Below are 15752 nucleotides of genomic sequence, written 5' to 3' on the forward strand. Positions count from 1 at the left end.
CTTCGGCATCAGCGCTTCCACAAAGCTCGGCTGTCCCGTCTGCTTAACCGCCATCGCTACCCTCCAAGGCTTTGCCCGAGGGAATCACAATTGACGAATTACGCAACAGGCCCACAAGGGGAGAAGGGAAGAGTCCGCGCGGTGAGCGCCGCGGACTACGGAGCCGCGCGCCGCGCCAAAAACCGCGTGATTGCCCCACCCAGTTTCGCGTTATCCATCGGCTGCGCGAGAGACTCCCGTGCCGTTGCAACGACATCGTCCGGCGCCTTGCCGTCGCGCAGCTCGCAGCACACTTGCGCAAACTCCAGGTCGAATTCCGGATGCGGCTGCACGGTCAGCGTGGTGCCGTTGGCGTAGAGCAGGCCGGCATGCGGGGTGAATTCGGACGAGAGGATCGTCAGCGCATCGATGGGCGGCTCGACCACCTGGTCCTGATGCGAGGCGGCGATCGCAACCGCTTCGCCGCCGACGACACCGTTCTCCGGCAGCACCTGATAGACGTGCCGGCCGATGCCCCAGCCCTTCTCCGACTTCTGCACGGTGCCGCCGAGCGCCTGCGCGATCAGCTGATGGCCGAAGCAGACGCCGACCATCGGCGTCTTGTTGGCGTAAGCCGTGCGCACGAAATCTTCCAGCGGCGCGATCCAGTCGAGCCCGTCATAGACGCCGGCGGCAGCACCGGTGATCAGCACGGCCTCGAGCTTGCTCGGATCGGGCAGCGCGTCGCCATTGGGGATGCTGACCACGTCCACCGTGGCGGTCGGATCCTCGGCGCGGACCATGCGCTCGAACATGTCGGGAAACGAGCCGTGCTGCTCGCGGTATTTCTGCGGGACCTGTCCGGTCTCGATGATGGTGATGCGTGCCATGTGCCCCCAAAGGTCAAAAGGACAAAGTCAAAAGATTGCGAAGCTCAGTCGCTTTCTGTCCCATGTTGCTGGTGTGGCGCTGTGCGCTCCAGAAGTGTGCTCTCTTTCCGGACCTCGTTGAGAAACGCCTTGGCCAGGCGCGACAGCGGCTCGGCTTCCGACCATAGCATATAGGCCACCGCATGCGTCGTGGGCGTGAACGGCCGCACCACAAGGCCGCTGCCGCCGTTCTGCCGCGGCGAGAAGGGATCGACCACGGCGGCGCCGACGCCGGCGGTGGCGAGCACGCAGGCCGTGTTGCAGTAGCGCACCTCGACCGTCGGCTGGAACGGCGCGCCGGCGCGGGCAAAGCTGTCGCGCACGGCTTCGCCGAGGCGCGTGCCCCGCTCGAGCCCGATGAAGGGCATGCCGGAGAGATCGGCGGCCGAGATCACCGGCTCGTCGGCGAGTGGGTGCTGCGGCGGCAGCACGCACACCATCTCGCCGGTATGCACCACCTCATGCGCGATACCAGGATGATGCGTCAGCCCGAGCGCGAAGCCGAGCTCGGCAACGCGGCTGAGCACCCCCTCGATGATGCCCTCGTAGCGCCGCACGTCGAAGAACACGCGCGTCTCCGGGCGGCGGCGCAGGAAGCCGGATAGTGCGGAAGGGATGATGCTGTAGGCCAGCGGCGGCGTCGCGACGATGGAAAGATGCCCGGAGCGGTTCTCGCGTAGATCGCGGACACGGTTCTCGAGCTTGGCGTGCAGCGCGAAGATCGCTTCGCTCTCCTTGTAGAGCGCCATCGCCTCCGCGGTCGGAAACAGCCGGTTGTTGACGCGCTCGAACAGCGCAAAGCCCGCCTGCGCCTCCATCGTCTTCAGCGCGTTGCTGACCGCGGGCTGCGACAGCGCCAGTTCGTCCGCCGCCGCCACCGTGGTGCGATGGCGGATGACGGCACGCAGGATCTCGAGCTGACGCAGGTTCATATCACTGCCAATTATACTCTGGGCCAAAACATCATAGCAGAACGAATTGATTTTGCAGCCCCGCTTCCGCGTAATGGCGGCGGATTTGCACGTCGCATCAAAGGGTTCATTCGCCCATTGAGGCAGCACTGCGCACATATTGGAGGCAATCTTGGTTCGTGTCCTTCGCGCCGCCGCCGCACAGATGGGGCCGACGCAAAAAGCCGATACGCGCGAGCATACGCTGGCGCGAATGCTCGACATGCTGGAGGAGGCCGCCGGCCGCGGCGCCAGCCTCGTGGTGTTTCCCGAGCTTGCCTTCACCACCTTCTTCCCGCGCTGGCTGCTCGAAGGCGCCGCGCTCGATCACTATTTCGAGCGCGGCATGCCGAACCCGGGGGTGGCAAAGCTGTTCGACCGTGCGCGCGCGCTGCGCGTCGGCTTCTATGTCGGCTATGCCGAGCTGACGCCGGACGGCCGCCGCTACAATTGCGCGATCCTGGTCGATCGCGACGGCGAGATCCTCGGCCGCTATCGCAAGGTGCATCTGCCGGGCTCGGTCGAGCCGCGCGAAGGCGCGCGCTACCAGCAGCTCGAGAAGCGCTATTTCGAATATGGCGACCTCGGCTTTCCCGCTTTCCGCGCCGGCTCGGCCTGGGCCCACGCCATCATGGGCATGATGATCTGCAACGACCGCCGCTGGCCGGAATCCTGGCGCGTGCTCGGCCTGCAAGGCGTCGAGCTGGTTTGCATCGGCTACAATTCGGCCGCCTACGATCCCAATGGCGGCGTCACCGAAGACGCGTCCTTGCGCACCTTCCACTCGACGCTGGTGACGCAGGCCAACGCCTACATGAACGCGACCTGGGCGATCTCGGTGGCGAAGGCGGGCGAAGAGGACGGCTCGGGCCTGATCGGCGGCTCCTGCATCGTCGATCCCAACGGGCGCATCGTCGCGCAAGCCCAGACTTTGGCCGACGAGGTGATCGTCGCCGACATCGATCTCGATCTCTGCCGCCAGGGCAAGGACAAGATGTTCAATTTCGCCGCCCACCGGCGGCCGGAGCAATACAGGGTGATCACCGAACGCGCCGGCGTCATCGAGCCGGCCGTTCTCGACGCGGACTGACTGGCACGGCGCTGGCAAAGGAATCAAAGCAAAACGTTGGCAAAGGAGCTGACATGATACGCCTCTCGCTCACTCTCGGTCTCGCAGTACTGGCTGCCGTAACGTCAGCGCAAGCGGCGGAGCTTCCGGCGGAGATCAAGCAGGCGGGCACGTTGAAGCTCACGGTCAACTCCACCTACGCGCCGATGGAGTACCGCGATCCCGCGACCAACGAGCTCGTCGGGCTCGACGTCGATCTGGCCAACGAGCTTGCGAAGCGGCTTGGCGTCAAGATCGTCTGGAGCGAGACGCCGTTTGCGGAGTTGATCCCGTCGCTCCAGACCAGGCGCGCGGACTTCATCATCTCCGGCATCTCCGACCGCGCCTCGCGGCGCGAGACCGCCGATTTCGTCGACTACCTCGCGACCGGCCCGCAGTTCTTCGTGATGGCGGACAATGCGGCCAAGGACGCGACGGATCTCTGCGGCAAGAAGGTCGGCACCACCCGCAGCACCAGCTTCCCGGTCGAGATCGAGAAGTGGAGCAAGCAGAACTGCGAGCCGGCCGGCAAGCCGGCCATTCAGTACGTCCCCGGCGAGAACTCGATCGACGTCCGCAACCAGCTCAAGCAAGGCCGCATCGACGCCGCAGTGCAGGGCAGCGAGACGCTGCCTTACGCGCAGACGCAGGAGTCCGGCAAATATCGCGTCGTCGGCGAGCCCTTCGCCAAAGGCTACCAGGGCATCATGTTCCGCAATGACGATGCGGCGTTGCGCGAGGTCGTGACGGAGAAGCTCACGGCGATGATCGCCGACGGCGCCTACAAGGCCGTTCTCGACAAATGGGGCCTAGGGGCCAACGCGGTGGCCCAGCCCATGCTGAACGCGGCACCGCAATGAAGCCGGTGCCGGCACTCGCGGAAGGTTTCCCTGACTTGTCGGGGATGCGGATTGCGCGCGAGCCGCACTGGTTTCGCTGGCTCAGCGCGGCCCTGATCGTCCTCGTGCTAGCGGCGATCGTGCGCGCCTTCGCCGGCGGTCAGATCGAATGGTCCTATGTCAGTCGCTTCCTGACCGCAAAAGTCATTCTCGAAGGCATCGTCAACACCATGGTGATGGCGGTGCTGGCGATGGCGCTCGGCATTGTCCTCGGCGTCGTCGTCGCGGTCATGCGGCTGTCGCCCAATCCGGTGCTGAAGACGGTCGCGGCCGGCTATACCTGGCTGTTCCGCGGCACGCCGCTGATCCTGCAATTGCTGTTGTGGTTCAATCTCGCGCTGGTGTTTCCGACCATCGGCATTCCCGGCCTATGGTCTGCGCGCGCCGTCGACGTCATGACGCCATTCCTCGCCGCGCTGCTCGGGCTCGGCATCAACCAGGGCGCTTATACGTCCGAGGTGATGCGCGCCGGCATGCTGTCGGTCGACATCGGGCAATACGAGGCGGCGCAGGCGATCGGCATGGGACGGCTGCGCGCGCTGCGTCGGATCATCCTGCCGCAGGCGATGCGGGTGGTGATCCCGCCGCTCGGCAACGAGTTCATCGGCATGGTGAAGGCGACTTCGCTCGCGAGCGTCATCCAGTATCCGGAATTGCTGCACAACGCCGAAAACATCTACTACGCCAATTCGCGCGTGATCGAGCTGCTGATCGTTGCCGGGCTCTGGTACCTGCTCGTGGTCTCGATCCTGACGCCGCTCCAGATGCTGCTCGAACGCCGCTTTGCCCGCGGCACATTACGGCTGGCGCGATGACAAAACCCCTCGTCGCGATCCGTTCCGTCAGCAAGAGCTTTGGCGAGTTCCAGGCTCTCAGAAGCGTCTCGCTCGACGTCTGGCCCGGCGAGGTGATGTGTCTGATCGGCGCCTCCGGCTCCGGCAAGACCACGCTGCTCCGCTGCATCAACCAGCTTGCCGCGATCGATTCCGGCGGTATCTGGCTCGACGGCGAGCTGCTCGGCGTGCGCGAGCAAAACGGGCGGCTCTATCGCCTCAGCGAGCGGGAGATCGGGCGGCAGCGGCTGAAGACCGGCATGGTGTTCCAGCGCTTCAACCTGTTTCCGCACAAGACCGCGCTGGAGAATGTCACCGAAGGTCCGCTTCAGGTGCAGGGGCGCAAGTCCGACGAGGTGCGCGCGGAGGCGCTCGAACTGCTCCGGCGCGTCGGATTGTCCGCCAAGGCGGACTGGTATCCCGCGCAGCTGTCCGGCGGCCAGCAGCAGCGCGTGGCGATCGCGCGCGCGCTCGCCATGAAGCCGATGCTGATGCTGTTCGACGAGCCGACCAGCGCGCTCGATCCCGAGCTCGTCGGCGAGGTGCTTGCGGTGATGAAAGAGCTGGCACGGAGCGGCATGACCATGTTGGTGGTGACGCACGAGCTCGGCTTCGCGCGCGAGGTCGCCGACCGCGTCGTCTACATGGATCAGGGCGCGATCGTCGAGCAGGGGCGCGCCTCGGACGTATTGGGTGCGCCGCGCGAGGAGCGCACCAAGGCATTTCTTTCGGCAGTGATCTGAAATGGGGACGTGTTGATGAAGAGACTTTGGGTTGCGGCGGCGCTGCTCGGCGCCATGACCGTTTCGGCCTTGTCCATCGAGCTGCCGGCGGAGATCGCCAAGCGCGGCAGGCTCAAGGTGGCGCTGGTGCCGAACTATCCGCCGATGGAATTCCGCGATCCCGCCACCAACGCGCTGTCCGGCTTCGACATCGATCTCGGCGAAGCCATCGGCCGCAAGCTCGGCGTCAAGATCGAATGGCAGGAGACGAGCTTTGCCGAGTTCATGCCGTCGATCTCGACCGGGCGTGTGGACGCCATCCTGTCCGGCTTCACGGACTACGCCAGCCGTCACGACATCGCGTCCTTTGTCGATTATCTCAGGAGCGGCCCGCAGTTCTTCGTGCAGCAGTCGCGCAAGGCGGAGTTCAAGGACGCGGCATCGCTCTGCGGCAAGAAGGTCGGCGCCAGCCGCCGCACCATGTTCCCGGCGCAGATCGCGGCGTGGAGCGAGAAGAATTGCGGCAGCAATCCGATCCAGTTCGTCGGCACCGACGGCTCGGCCGACGCGCGCACCCAGCTCAGGCAGGGCCGCATCGATGCCGCCGCCCAGGGCAACGAGACGCTGCCCTACATCATGGACCTCGAGCCCGGTGCCTATGCGCCTGTGGGCGAGCCCATCGCGCAGCAATTCACCGGCATTGCCCTGCCGGTCAAGGAAAAGGCACTTCAGCAGGCCATTCTCGAAGCGGTCGATGCGCTGATCGCCGACGGCACCTACAAGACCCTGCTTGCCAAGTGGAAACTGAACGACAACGGATTAGAGAAGGCGACCATCAATGCTGGACAGTAAGGCACTCAAGAGCATCCCGCTCGTTCCGGCCAACACCGCCGATCCCGCGCCCGAATATCCCTGGCCGAAGCCGTACACTTCGGCGATGTTCCTCTCCTTCGATGTGGACGCGGAGAGTGCGTGGACCAGCAAGGACGCGGTGCACGCGCAGCGGCTCATCACCATGAGCTATGGCGGCTATGAGGCGCGCGTCGGCACGCCGAAGCTGTTGGAGCTGCTCGACCAGCTCGATCTCAAGGCGACCTTCTTCGTCACGGGATGGTCGGTCGACGCGCATCCGGCGATGGCGGAATCCATCCTCAAGGCCGGCCATGAGATCGGGCATCACGGATATCACCATCTGCTGCCCGATCCCGGCGATCCCTGGATCGAGGAGGAGCTGGAGCGCGGTTTTGAGGCGCTGAAGCGCCGGCTTGGCGTCAGGCCGACCGGCTATCGCGCGCCCTATGGCGAGTTCACCGAGGAGCTGCGCGCAGCACTGGTACGTCGCGGCATCGTCTACACGTCCTCGTTCCGCGACGACGTGCGGCCCTACCGCCATCGTCTCGCCGACGGCAAGCCCGGCACGATCGAGCTGCCGGTGACCGCGAGCTATGACGACTGGATGCACGGCCTCTCGGCCCGCTTCAGCCCGCGCTCGATCTTCCCCAAGGAGCATGTGCTCTCGATCTGGAAGGACGAGCTCGACGAAACCAGGGACTGGGGCGCGATGGTGACGACCGTGCTGCATCCGCAATGCAGCGGCCGACCGATGCGTTTGCGCCTGCTGCGCGAGTTCCTGACCTACGCAAAGTCGTGCCCGGACGTCTGGATCACGACCGGCGAGAGGATCGCGGAAAACTTCCTGCGCCACGAAGCCGGTAACCGCTGAGCAGTGCCATGACCCGTCGTCGCATCCTCGTCATCAACCCCAACTCCTCGGCGTCGGTGACGGCGGCGATCGACGAGGCGGTTGCGCCGCTGCGCATTGGCGGCGGCCCTGACATCGAGGTGGTTGGCCTCGCCGAGGGACCGCCGGGCATCAGCTCGCAACGCGATGCCGACAGCGTCGTCATGCCGCTGGTCAATCGCGTCGCGCGCGATGATGCCGATGCGTTCGTGCTGGCCTGCTTCAGCGATCCCGGCCTGCATGCGGTGCGCGAGGCGGCAGGCGGCCGCCCGGTGCTGGGCATCGCCGAATGCGGCATCTTTCGCGCGCTGATGCTGGGCGAACGCTTCGGCATCATCGCGCTGTCGCCGTCGAGCATCCGCCGCCAGCAGCGCATGGCGCGGGTGATGGGCGTCGATAGCCGTTACGCCGGAAGCTGGTCGGTCGGCGCGAGTGCGGCGGAAACGGCAGGCGCCGATATCCGCGGCCGCTTGATCGACGCCGGCCGGGCGCTGGTCACCCAATGCCGCGCCGATGTCGTGGTGATGGGCTGTGCCGGCATGGCCTCGCACCGCGCGGCGATCGCGGATGCGATCGGCGTGCCCGTGATCGAGCCGGCGCAGCAGGCCGTGGCCGCCGCGATCGGCGCGGTCTTGTTGAACACGTAAGATCCTTCAGGAGCCTTTTGTCATGCCGATCTCCCGCCGCTCGCTCCTCAAGGCTGCCGCAACAGTGCCGGCGCTGTCGCTGCCGGGCATCGTCCGCGCCGAAGCGCAGAGCACCTTGCGTTTCATTCCCGTCATCGACCTCGCCTTCGTCGACCCCATCTATTCGACCGCGCAGGTGTCGCGAAACCACGGCTTCATGGTCTACGACACGCTCTACGGCATGAGCTCCTCGCTCCAGGTCTCGCCGCAGATGCTGTCGGGCCACGCCATCTCCGCTGACTTGCTGCAATGGGACCTCGGCTTGCGCGATGGCCTGTTCTGGCACGATGGCGAACGTGTGCTGGCGCGCGACTGCGTCGCCAGCATCCGCCGCTGGGCGGCGCGCGACGGCTTTGGCGGCGAGCTGATCGAGGCGACCGCCGAGCTTTCGGCTGCCGATGACCGCACCATTCGTTTCCGCCTCAAGCGCCCGTTCCCGCTGCTGCCGCAGGCGCTTGGCAAGGCCGCGATCAATCCCTGCTTCATGATGCCGGAGCGGCTGGCGAGCCAGGACCCGTTCAAGCCGCTGACCGAGGTGATCGGCAGCGGCCCGTTCCGCTATCTTGCCGACGAGCGCGTGCAGGGTGCGCGCAACGCCTATGCCAAGTTCGACCGCTACCAGCCTCGCACCGACGGCAAGCCGGATTGGACCGCGGGTCCGAAGATCGTGCATTACGATCGCGTGGTCTGGACCACCACGCCCGACGCCGGCACCGGCGTCGCCGCGCTCCAGACCGGCGAGCAGGACTGGCAGGAGACCACGCCGCACGATCTGTTGCCGATCATCAAGGCCGCCGGCGATATCGAGACGCGCATCCTCGACCCCAGAGGCTACGCCTGCATGCTGCGACTCAATCATCTGCAGCCGCCGTTCGACAATCCCGCCATCCGCCGCGCGCTGCTGGGTGCGATCGATCAATCCGCCTTCATGACGGCGGTCGCCGGCACCGATCCGGCGTTCCAGGTGTCGCCGATCGGCTATTTCGCGCCGGATACCCCGATGGCGAGCGAGGTCGGCCTCAATGTGTTCCGCGGTCCGCGCGACTACGCCAAGGTCAAGGCCGAGCTGAAGGCCGCCGGTTACAACGGGGAGAAGATCGTGCTGCTCGTCCCCACCAATTCGCTGGCGCAAAAACCGCTCGGCGAGATCGCGGTCGACAGCTTGCGCAAGGCCGGCATGAACGTCGAATATGCCGGGCTCGATTTCGCCGTCGTGCTGCAGCGCCAGCTGAAGAAAGACCCGATTGGGCAGGGCGGCTGGAGCGCGGCCGTCGGCAACTGGCAGGGCATCGACTGGCTCAATCCGGCCGGCAACACCAACATCCGCGGCGAGGGCAAGGTCGCCGGCTGGTACGCGAGCGAGAAGATGGGACCCTTGCGCAGCCAGTGGCTGGCGGCGTCCCAGCTTGCCGAGCAGCAGCGCATCTGCCGCGAGATCCAGGCGGTCGCGTTCGAGGAAATCCCCTATATTCCGATCGGCCTGTACAAGCAGCCGACCGCCTATCGCAAAGCCATCACCGGTATTCTCGACGGCACCGCCGTCTTCTGGAACGTACGCCCCGCATGAGCACCACGGCAATCTTCGGCAGCTATGTGCTGTCACGCAAGGACGGCGCGCAGGATGTTTTGCGCGACCATTGGGTCCTGGTCGAAGGCAAAAAGATTGCGGCAATCACGCGCGACAAGCCCAGCGCGGACGAGGTCCACGATCGTCCCGGCCGCTTCGTGCTGCCCGGTCTTTTGAACCTGCACAATCATTGCTTCTCGGAAGCGGTGGCGCGCAGCCACAGCGAGGACGGCAACGGCCGCAAGAACAACCAGAGCATCGTCTATACGGTGCTGCTGCCGCTGACCAAGCGCGGCGCCGACATCTTGTCGGCGGAAGAGCGCCTCGCGGTCGCGCGGCTCGGCATCCTCCAGCTCCTCAAGGGCGGCGCCACCACCGTGATGGAGCCGTTCCGGAATTCGATCCCGGAGATGTTCGATGCGGCCGAGGAGATGGGCATCCGCTTCTACGGCGCGCCCTATCTGTTCTCGACGTCCGACGCCAAGGCGGGCCCTGATGGCGTCGTCTGCTATTCCGGCGATGACGGCACCGCCGACATGGCAACCTGGGACGCGCTCTATCAGCGCTGGAATAATCGCGGCGACGGCCGCATCTCGCTCGCCATGAGCCCGCACGCCACGGACACCTGCGGCCCCGATCTGCTGAAAGCCTGCGCCACCCGGGCGCGCGAGCTTGGCGTGCCCATCACGACGCACATGGCGCAGAGCCGCGCCGAGGTCGAGACCATCGGCAAGCGCTATGGCGGCCGCACGCCGGCAGAGTACCTGGACTGGCTCGGCCTGCTCGCGCCTGACCTCATGGCGGCGCACTGCATGTTCAGCACCGACGACGATCTCAAGCTGATGGCCGCACGCGGCATGACCGTGCTCAATTGCCCGCGCGTATTCGCGCGCGCCGGCGTCACCGCGGCGTTCAGCCGCTTCGCGGAGCATGGCGTGCGCACCGTGGTCGGCACCGATGGCTACAACATGGACCTGCTCGGCGAGCTCAATGCGGCGTCGCTGATCTCCAAGGTCACCTCGGCCCGCGCCGACGTCGCGAACTCGCCGGAGCTGATCGAGGCTAACACGGCAGTCGCCGCCGACGTCATCAAGCGGCCTGATCTCGGCCGGATCGAGCCGGGCGCCACCGCCGATCTCACCGTCGTCGATCTCACCCATCCGCATCTTCAACCGCTGTTCGATCCGCGCCGCGCGCTGATCGCGCTCGCCAACCGCGCCAACATCGATCAGGTCATGGTCGACGGCCGCATGCTGGTCGATGACGGCCGCTATCTCGGCGCCGACGAAGCGGCGATCACGGCGGCGGGTACGGCAGCGATCGGCAAGATCTGGGATTTGCCGGAGGCGCAGGCCGCGTTCAACGGCTGAGCGTTGCGTCGTCCTCGAATTCCACCAGCGCCTTGCGCATGGTCTCGACCAGATCGAGCGCCACCGGCGAGGGGCTGCGCTGCGCCGGAAAGACCGCGGAGAATTCGAAATCGATGCGCGGCAGGAAGCGGCGCACGACGATGCCGCGGGTGGAGAATTCCTGCGCGGTGAACGGATCGCAGATCGCGACGCCGAGCCCTGATGACACCATGCCGCACATGATCTCCGACAGCGTGGTCTCGACCCTGAGCACGCGGCGGACATCATGGCGATGGAAGACCTGGTCGACGAGATGACGGCTCGACGACCCCGCCGACAGCGAGATGAATGTCTCGCCCTCGAAATCGCGCGGCTCCAGCACGTCCTTCTCTGCAAGGCGATGGCCGGTCGGCAGCACCGCGACGCGCGCCAGCGCGGGCAGCCGCTGGCTCGGCAGGCCGGAATGGGCGATCGGCACCTCGGCAAAGCCGATGTCGCATTGATTGTTGAGCACCCAATCGACCACGATCGGCGAGATCACGCCGAAGAAGGCGAGGTTGAGGTTGGGCCGCTCTTTCAGGAAATGTCCGGCGAGCCGCGGCAGATAGCCGTTCGACAGCGCCGGCAGTGCCGCGATTCGCAGCGAGCCGGTGCGGCGGCCACGGATTTCCTCGGCGGCCGCCGTGATGCGTTCGAGGCCGACGAAGGAGCGCTCCACTTCGGTATAGAGCGCCATCGCCGCGGCGGTCGGCACGAGGCCAGTACCGCGCCGCTCGAACAGCTCCATTTTCAGCAGCGCCTGGAGGTCGCGGAGCAACCGGCTGACCGCCGGCTGCGTCACGGTCATCAGCGCTGCCGCCTCAGTCACGCTGCCGGTCAACATCGTCGCGCGGAAGGCCTCCACCTGCCGCGAATTGATCCGGGCCATCCCAATTTCCATCCATAACATTTAGGCATGCAGAGGGTGCCATTATTCATTGGACGATGGAAGCCAGGGTTTGCGATCTTTTTCATCAGGACTGGAGTCAGCCCGCTTTTTCGGCAGATTGGAGGGGTTCAAACCTCCGAATCGCGCCAAAACCCACCGAACAGGGGCCGGAGCCCTGTCCGCAGAGGGTCGGCGCGGAAGGAAATGCGGAAGGCGCCTCAGTCAGAGATTTTTCGGCACGTCACCTCATCCCGGTATTGGAGATCGGTCCATATGAAGACTCTCAGCCTTCTGACCGCGGTCAGCATCGCAGCGCTCATCGCCGTCCCGTCGGCCGCCTCGGCCCAGCAGAAAACGCTCTATGTCGCCGGTTACGGCGGCTCGTTCGAGAAGACCATCCGCGATGAGGTGATCCCGGCCTTCGAGAAGCAGAACGGCGTCAAGGTCGAGTACGTCGCCGGCAACTCCACGGACACGCTGGCCAAGCTCCAGGCGCAGAAGGGCAACCAGCAGATCGACGTCGCCATCGTCGACGACGGCCCGATGTACCAGGCGATCCAGCTCGGCTTCTGCGGCAAGCTCGAAGGCTTACCGGCCGCCGATCTCTATGACACCGCCCGCTTCAAGGACGATCGCGCTGTTGCGATCGGCATCGTCGCGACCGGCCTGATGTACAACACCAAGGTGTTCGCCGAGAAAGGCTGGGCGCCGCCGACCTCGTGGAACGATCTGAAGGACACGAAATACGCCAAGCAGCTGGTGATCCCGCCGATCAACAACACCTACGGCCTCGAAGCGCTGGTGATGCTGTCGAAGATGAACGGCGGCGGCGAGACCAATGTCGATTCCGGCTTCAAGATTTTCAAGGAGCAGATCAATCCGAACGTGCTCGCCTACGAGCCGTCGCCGGGCAAGATGACCGAGCTGTTCCAGTCCGGCCAGGCCGTGATCGCGGTGTGGGGCACCGGCCGCGTGCAGAGCTTCGCCAACACCGGCTTCCCCGTCGACTTCGTCTATCCGAAGGAGGGCGCGGCGACGCTGCTGACGACGGCGTGTCCGATCACCAAGCCGAATGCCTCGCCGCTGGCCTCAAACTTCGTCAAGATGCTGCTCGATCCAAAGATCCAGCTCGTGATGCTGAAGGACTATGGCTACGGCCCGGTGCTGAAATCACTGGTGGTCCCGCCGGAGCTCGGCAAGATGGCGCCGATCGGCGAGCGCGCGGCAAAGCTCTATAATCCGGACTGGACGGTCATCAACGAGAAGCGCGAGGAGTGGACCAAGCGCTGGAATCGCGAGGTCGAGCGTTGATCTGATCGTTCGTAGCGGAGACAGCGCATGGCCTATCTCGAGCTTGATCGGGTCGCAAAGCAATTCGGCGCGCAGACTGTGGTTGACGACTTCAGTCTGTCGGTGGGCAAGGGGGAGTTCATCTCCTTCCTCGGCCCGTCCGGCTGCGGCAAGACCACGACCCTGCAGATGATCGCGGGCTTCCTCGATCCCACACGCGGCGCGATCCGCCTGGAGGGCAAGGACCTGACCGCGATCCATCCGGCCAAACGCGGGCTCGGTATCGTGTTCCAGAGCTACGCGCTGTTTCCGCACATGACGGCGGCGGAGAACGTCGCGTTCGGCCTCGAGATGCGCAACGTGCCGCGCGCCGAAAGAGCCGAGCGCGTCCGCGCCGCGCTCGCGATGGTTGGCCTCGCCGGCTACGAGGACCGTCATCCGCGCCGCATGTCCGGCGGTCAGCAGCAGCGCGTGGCGCTGGCGCGCGCGCTGGTGATCAAGCCGAGCGTGCTCTTGCTCGACGAGCCGCTGTCCAATCTCGACGCCAAACTGCGCGAGGAGATGCAGATCGAGCTGCGCCAGATCCAGCGCACCATCGGCACCACCACGATTCTCGTCACCCACGACCAGAACGAGGCGATGTCGCTGTCCGACCGCATCGTGGTGATGAGCCAGGGCCGCATCGAGCAGATCGGCTCGCCGCAGGAGACCTATGAGAAGCCGGCCTCGGCCTTCGTCTCGCAGTTCCTCGGCAAGACCAACGACTTTGCGGCGACGATTGATCGGACCGCGACGCCGGTGCGGCTGGTGGCCGGCTCCTGGAACGCGCCGGCGCCGGCCGGGCTCAGCGGCCCTGTCACTGTCAGCATTCGCCCTGAACGGATCGGCTTTGGCGATGTGGGGCTCGGCGCAAAGATCGTCACGCGTATCTTCCAGGGCAATCACTGGCTGTTCCAGTGCGATAGCGAATGCGGGCCCGCGATCGTGATCCGCCAGAATGACGGGACGGCGCCGCCGGCTGAGGGCGATGCGGTTCGCCTCGTCTGGCGACCCGAGGACATGAGCGTGCGCGCGAGGGCCGGCGCATGAGCACGGCCGCCGACGAGCGCAACGCGCGCGCGCCATGGGCGCTGACGGCGCCCGCCTTGATGCTGTTCGTCGGCGTGCTGCTGATCCCGCTGGCGATGACGGTGATGTTGTCGTTCCACGACTGGGGTCAGTACAAGGGCATCGAGCCGGTCTTCATCCTGAAGAACTGGCACGAGATCGCGACCGATCCCTATTACGCCGAGATGTTCTGGCGGACGTTTCGCATCGCGATCCTGACAACGCTGCTCACCGCGTTGCTCGGCGCGCCCGAAGCCTACATCCTCAACCGCATGAGCGGCCGCTGGAAGAGCTTTTTCCTGCTGATCATCCTCGGGCCGCTCTTGATCTCCGTGGTGGCGCGGACGCTCGGCTGGGCGTTGCTGTTCGGCGGCAACAACGGCCTCGTCAACAAGCTCCTGATGTCGGCAGGCGTGATCCGCTCGCCCATTCCCTTCATGTTCACCGAGACGGGGATGGTGGTTGCGCTCGCCCATGTGATGATGCCGTTCATGGTGCTGTCGGTGTGGGCCGCGCTGCAGCGGCTCAACCCGCAGATCGAGAACGCCGCGATGTCGCTCGGCGCGGGGCCCGTGACCATCATCCGCCGCATCATCATGCCGCAGATCGTGCCGGGCGTGCTGTCGGGGGCGATCATCGTGTTCTCGCTCTCGGCCAGTGCCTTCGCGACGCCCGCGATCATCGGCGGCCGTCGGCTCAAGGTCGCGGCGACGCTGGCCTATGACGAATTCCTCAACACGCTGAACTGGCCGCTCGGTGCAGCGGTCGCAACGCTGCTGCTGGTCGCGCTGGTGCTGATCGTCGTCGGCAGCAACGCGCTGATCGAGCGCCGCTACGCGGAGGTGTTCCGATGAGCCGGAACGGCCCGCTCGCGCTGATCTTCCACACCATCTTCGTCATCGTCATGGTCGCCCCGATCCTGGTGGTCTGCCTCGTTGCCTTCACGCCCGAAGGCTTTCTGTCGCTGCCGACCAACGGTTTTTCGCTGCGCTGGTTCAGGGCGATCACCAACTACCCCGAGTTCATCCATGCCTTCTGGGTCAGCCTGGGGCTCGGTGCGCTCTCATCCTTCGTGGCGCTGCTGTTCGCGGTGCCGGCAGCGCTCGCGATCGCGCGTTATCGCTTCCGCGGCCGCGATGCGCTCGCGGCGCTGTTCCTGTCGCCGCTGATGATCCCGCATGTCGTGCTCGGCATCGCCTTCCTGCGCTTCTTCACCTCGGCTGGCCTCGGCGGCAGCTTTGCCGCGCTGATCATCGCGCATGTCATCATCGTGTTTCCGTTCGCGCTGCGGCTGACGCTGGCGGCGGCGACCGGCATGGACCTCTCGGTCGAGATGGCGGCGGTCTCGCTCGGCGCCAACGGCTGGACGCTGTTTCGCCGCGTGACGCTGCCGTTGATCCTGCCCGGCGTCATCAGCGGCTGGGCGCTCGCCTTCATCCAGTCCTTCGACGATCTCACCATGACCGTCTTCCTCGCGGCACCCGGCACCGAGACGTTGCCGGTGCGCATGTTCCTTTATATCCAGGACAACATCGATCCGCTGGTGACGTCGGTCTCGGCCTGCGTGATCGCTGTTACCATGACCGCCCTCATTCTGCTCGACCGCTTCTACGGGCTCGACCGCGTGCTCGCCGGCAAGGGCGATACGGGACGATAGGAGAACC

16 protein-coding genes are annotated in these 15752 nt (G+C 65.7%); 13 read left to right on the top strand and 3 right to left on the bottom strand.

Annotated elements, in window-relative coordinates; all coding sequences use genetic code 11:
• Positions 1-155: 155 nt before the first annotated feature.
• Both OWC48_RS33145 and OWC48_RS33150 read right to left on the bottom strand, forming a co-directional pair.
• Entirely contained in the window at positions 156-869 is a 714-nt protein-coding gene (locus OWC48_RS33145; protein WP_282523747.1) for a type 1 glutamine amidotransferase, read from the bottom strand.
• Between the two features lie 44 nt (positions 870-913).
• Entirely contained in the window at positions 914-1840 is a 927-nt protein-coding gene (locus tag OWC48_RS33150; RefSeq protein WP_282523748.1) for a LysR family transcriptional regulator, read from the bottom strand.
• 151 nt (positions 1841-1991) lie between these two features.
• Between OWC48_RS33150 and OWC48_RS33155 the strand changes: the two genes are divergently transcribed.
• The 9 genes from OWC48_RS33155 to OWC48_RS33195 are packed head-to-tail and all read left to right on the top strand — an operon-like array spanning position 1992 to position 10784.
• Complete coding sequence (locus OWC48_RS33155) at positions 1992-2948, top strand: N-carbamoyl-D-amino-acid hydrolase (protein WP_282523749.1); 957 nt, start codon at positions 1992-1994, stop codon at positions 2946-2948.
• A 53-nt stretch (positions 2949-3001) separates the two neighbouring features.
• On the top strand, positions 3002-3826 hold the full coding sequence (locus tag OWC48_RS33160; RefSeq protein ID WP_282523750.1) for an ABC transporter substrate-binding protein: 825 nt from the start codon (positions 3002-3004) through the stop codon (positions 3824-3826).
• Positions 3823-4680, top strand: coding sequence for an amino acid ABC transporter permease (locus OWC48_RS33165; RefSeq protein ID WP_014492344.1), 858 nt, complete (start codon positions 3823-3825; stop codon positions 4678-4680). The genes OWC48_RS33160 and OWC48_RS33165 overlap by 4 nt, the downstream gene beginning before the upstream one ends.
• Positions 4677-5441, top strand: coding sequence for an amino acid ABC transporter ATP-binding protein (locus tag OWC48_RS33170; protein WP_282523751.1), 765 nt, complete (start codon positions 4677-4679; stop codon positions 5439-5441). The genes OWC48_RS33165 and OWC48_RS33170 overlap by 4 nt, the downstream gene beginning before the upstream one ends.
• A 15-nt stretch (positions 5442-5456) precedes the next feature.
• Entirely contained in the window at positions 5457-6272 is an 816-nt protein-coding gene (locus OWC48_RS33175) for an ABC transporter substrate-binding protein (protein WP_282523752.1), read from the top strand.
• A complete protein-coding gene (locus OWC48_RS33180) occupies positions 6259-7143 on the top strand; it encodes a polysaccharide deacetylase (RefSeq protein WP_282523753.1) in 885 nt (294 codons plus the stop codon). Before OWC48_RS33175 ends, OWC48_RS33180 begins: the two co-directional genes overlap by 14 nt.
• A gap of 8 nt (positions 7144-7151) precedes the next feature.
• Entirely contained in the window at positions 7152-7808 is a 657-nt protein-coding gene (locus OWC48_RS33185) for an aspartate/glutamate racemase family protein (RefSeq protein ID WP_282523754.1), read from the top strand.
• A 22-nt stretch (positions 7809-7830) separates the two neighbouring features.
• A complete protein-coding gene (locus OWC48_RS33190) occupies positions 7831-9414 on the top strand; it encodes an ABC transporter substrate-binding protein (protein WP_282523755.1) in 1584 nt (527 codons plus the stop codon).
• Positions 9411-10784: an amidohydrolase family protein gene (locus OWC48_RS33195; protein WP_282523756.1), complete on the top strand. Its 1374-nt coding sequence runs from the start codon at positions 9411-9413 to the stop codon at positions 10782-10784. The genes OWC48_RS33190 and OWC48_RS33195 overlap by 4 nt, the downstream gene beginning before the upstream one ends.
• On the opposite strand, the gene OWC48_RS33200 is transcribed toward OWC48_RS33195, so the two are convergent.
• A complete protein-coding gene (locus OWC48_RS33200) occupies positions 10774-11691 on the bottom strand; it encodes a LysR substrate-binding domain-containing protein (protein WP_282523757.1) in 918 nt (305 codons plus the stop codon). The genes OWC48_RS33195 and OWC48_RS33200 overlap by 11 nt on opposite strands.
• 273 nt (positions 11692-11964) lie before the next feature.
• Between OWC48_RS33200 and OWC48_RS33205 the strand changes: the two genes are divergently transcribed.
• Genes OWC48_RS33205 through OWC48_RS33220 form a run of 4 tightly spaced genes read left to right on the top strand, consistent with a single transcriptional unit; the run spans position 11965 to position 15745 of the window.
• On the top strand, positions 11965-13002 hold the full coding sequence (locus OWC48_RS33205; protein ID WP_282523758.1) for an ABC transporter substrate-binding protein: 1038 nt from the start codon (positions 11965-11967) through the stop codon (positions 13000-13002).
• A 27-nt stretch (positions 13003-13029) separates the two neighbouring features.
• The gene (locus OWC48_RS33210; protein ID WP_282523759.1) at positions 13030-14070 is read left to right on the top strand and encodes an ABC transporter ATP-binding protein; all 1041 of its coding nucleotides are present in this window, start codon (positions 13030-13032) and stop codon (positions 14068-14070) included.
• Complete coding sequence (locus tag OWC48_RS33215) at positions 14067-14942, top strand: ABC transporter permease (protein WP_282523760.1); 876 nt, start codon at positions 14067-14069, stop codon at positions 14940-14942. Before OWC48_RS33210 ends, OWC48_RS33215 begins: the two co-directional genes overlap by 4 nt.
• Positions 14939-15745 (top strand): ABC transporter permease, encoded by an 807-nt coding sequence (locus OWC48_RS33220; protein WP_282523761.1) that lies wholly within the window; start codon positions 14939-14941, stop codon positions 15743-15745. The genes OWC48_RS33215 and OWC48_RS33220 overlap by 4 nt, the downstream gene beginning before the upstream one ends.
• Positions 15746-15752: the final 7 nt, after the last annotated feature.

This window comes from Bradyrhizobium sp. Arg816, from assembly GCF_029989365.1.
Lineage (GTDB): Bacteria > Pseudomonadota > Alphaproteobacteria > Rhizobiales > Xanthobacteraceae > Bradyrhizobium.

Coding starts and splice junctions, on each gene's coding strand:
- OWC48_RS33145 (WP_282523747.1), bottom strand. CDS start 869: ATGGCACGCATCACCATCATCGAGACCGGACAGGTCCCGCAGAAATAC.
- OWC48_RS33150 (WP_282523748.1), bottom strand. CDS start 1,840: ATGAACCTGCGTCAGCTCGAGATCCTGCGTGCCGTCATCCGCCATCGC.
- OWC48_RS33160 (WP_282523750.1), top strand. CDS start 3,002: ATGATACGCCTCTCGCTCACTCTCGGTCTCGCAGTACTGGCTGCCGTA.
- OWC48_RS33165 (WP_014492344.1), top strand. CDS start 3,823: ATGAAGCCGGTGCCGGCACTCGCGGAAGGTTTCCCTGACTTGTCGGGG.
- OWC48_RS33170 (WP_282523751.1), top strand. CDS start 4,677: ATGACAAAACCCCTCGTCGCGATCCGTTCCGTCAGCAAGAGCTTTGGC.
- OWC48_RS33175 (WP_282523752.1), top strand. CDS start 5,457: ATGAAGAGACTTTGGGTTGCGGCGGCGCTGCTCGGCGCCATGACCGTT.
- OWC48_RS33180 (WP_282523753.1), top strand. CDS start 6,259: ATGCTGGACAGTAAGGCACTCAAGAGCATCCCGCTCGTTCCGGCCAAC.
- OWC48_RS33185 (WP_282523754.1), top strand. CDS start 7,152: ATGACCCGTCGTCGCATCCTCGTCATCAACCCCAACTCCTCGGCGTCG.
- OWC48_RS33190 (WP_282523755.1), top strand. CDS start 7,831: ATGCCGATCTCCCGCCGCTCGCTCCTCAAGGCTGCCGCAACAGTGCCG.
- OWC48_RS33195 (WP_282523756.1), top strand. CDS start 9,411: ATGAGCACCACGGCAATCTTCGGCAGCTATGTGCTGTCACGCAAGGAC.
- OWC48_RS33200 (WP_282523757.1), bottom strand. CDS start 11,691: ATGGCCCGGATCAATTCGCGGCAGGTGGAGGCCTTCCGCGCGACGATG.
- OWC48_RS33205 (WP_282523758.1), top strand. CDS start 11,965: ATGAAGACTCTCAGCCTTCTGACCGCGGTCAGCATCGCAGCGCTCATC.
- OWC48_RS33210 (WP_282523759.1), top strand. CDS start 13,030: ATGGCCTATCTCGAGCTTGATCGGGTCGCAAAGCAATTCGGCGCGCAG.
- OWC48_RS33215 (WP_282523760.1), top strand. CDS start 14,067: ATGAGCACGGCCGCCGACGAGCGCAACGCGCGCGCGCCATGGGCGCTG.
- OWC48_RS33220 (WP_282523761.1), top strand. CDS start 14,939: ATGAGCCGGAACGGCCCGCTCGCGCTGATCTTCCACACCATCTTCGTC.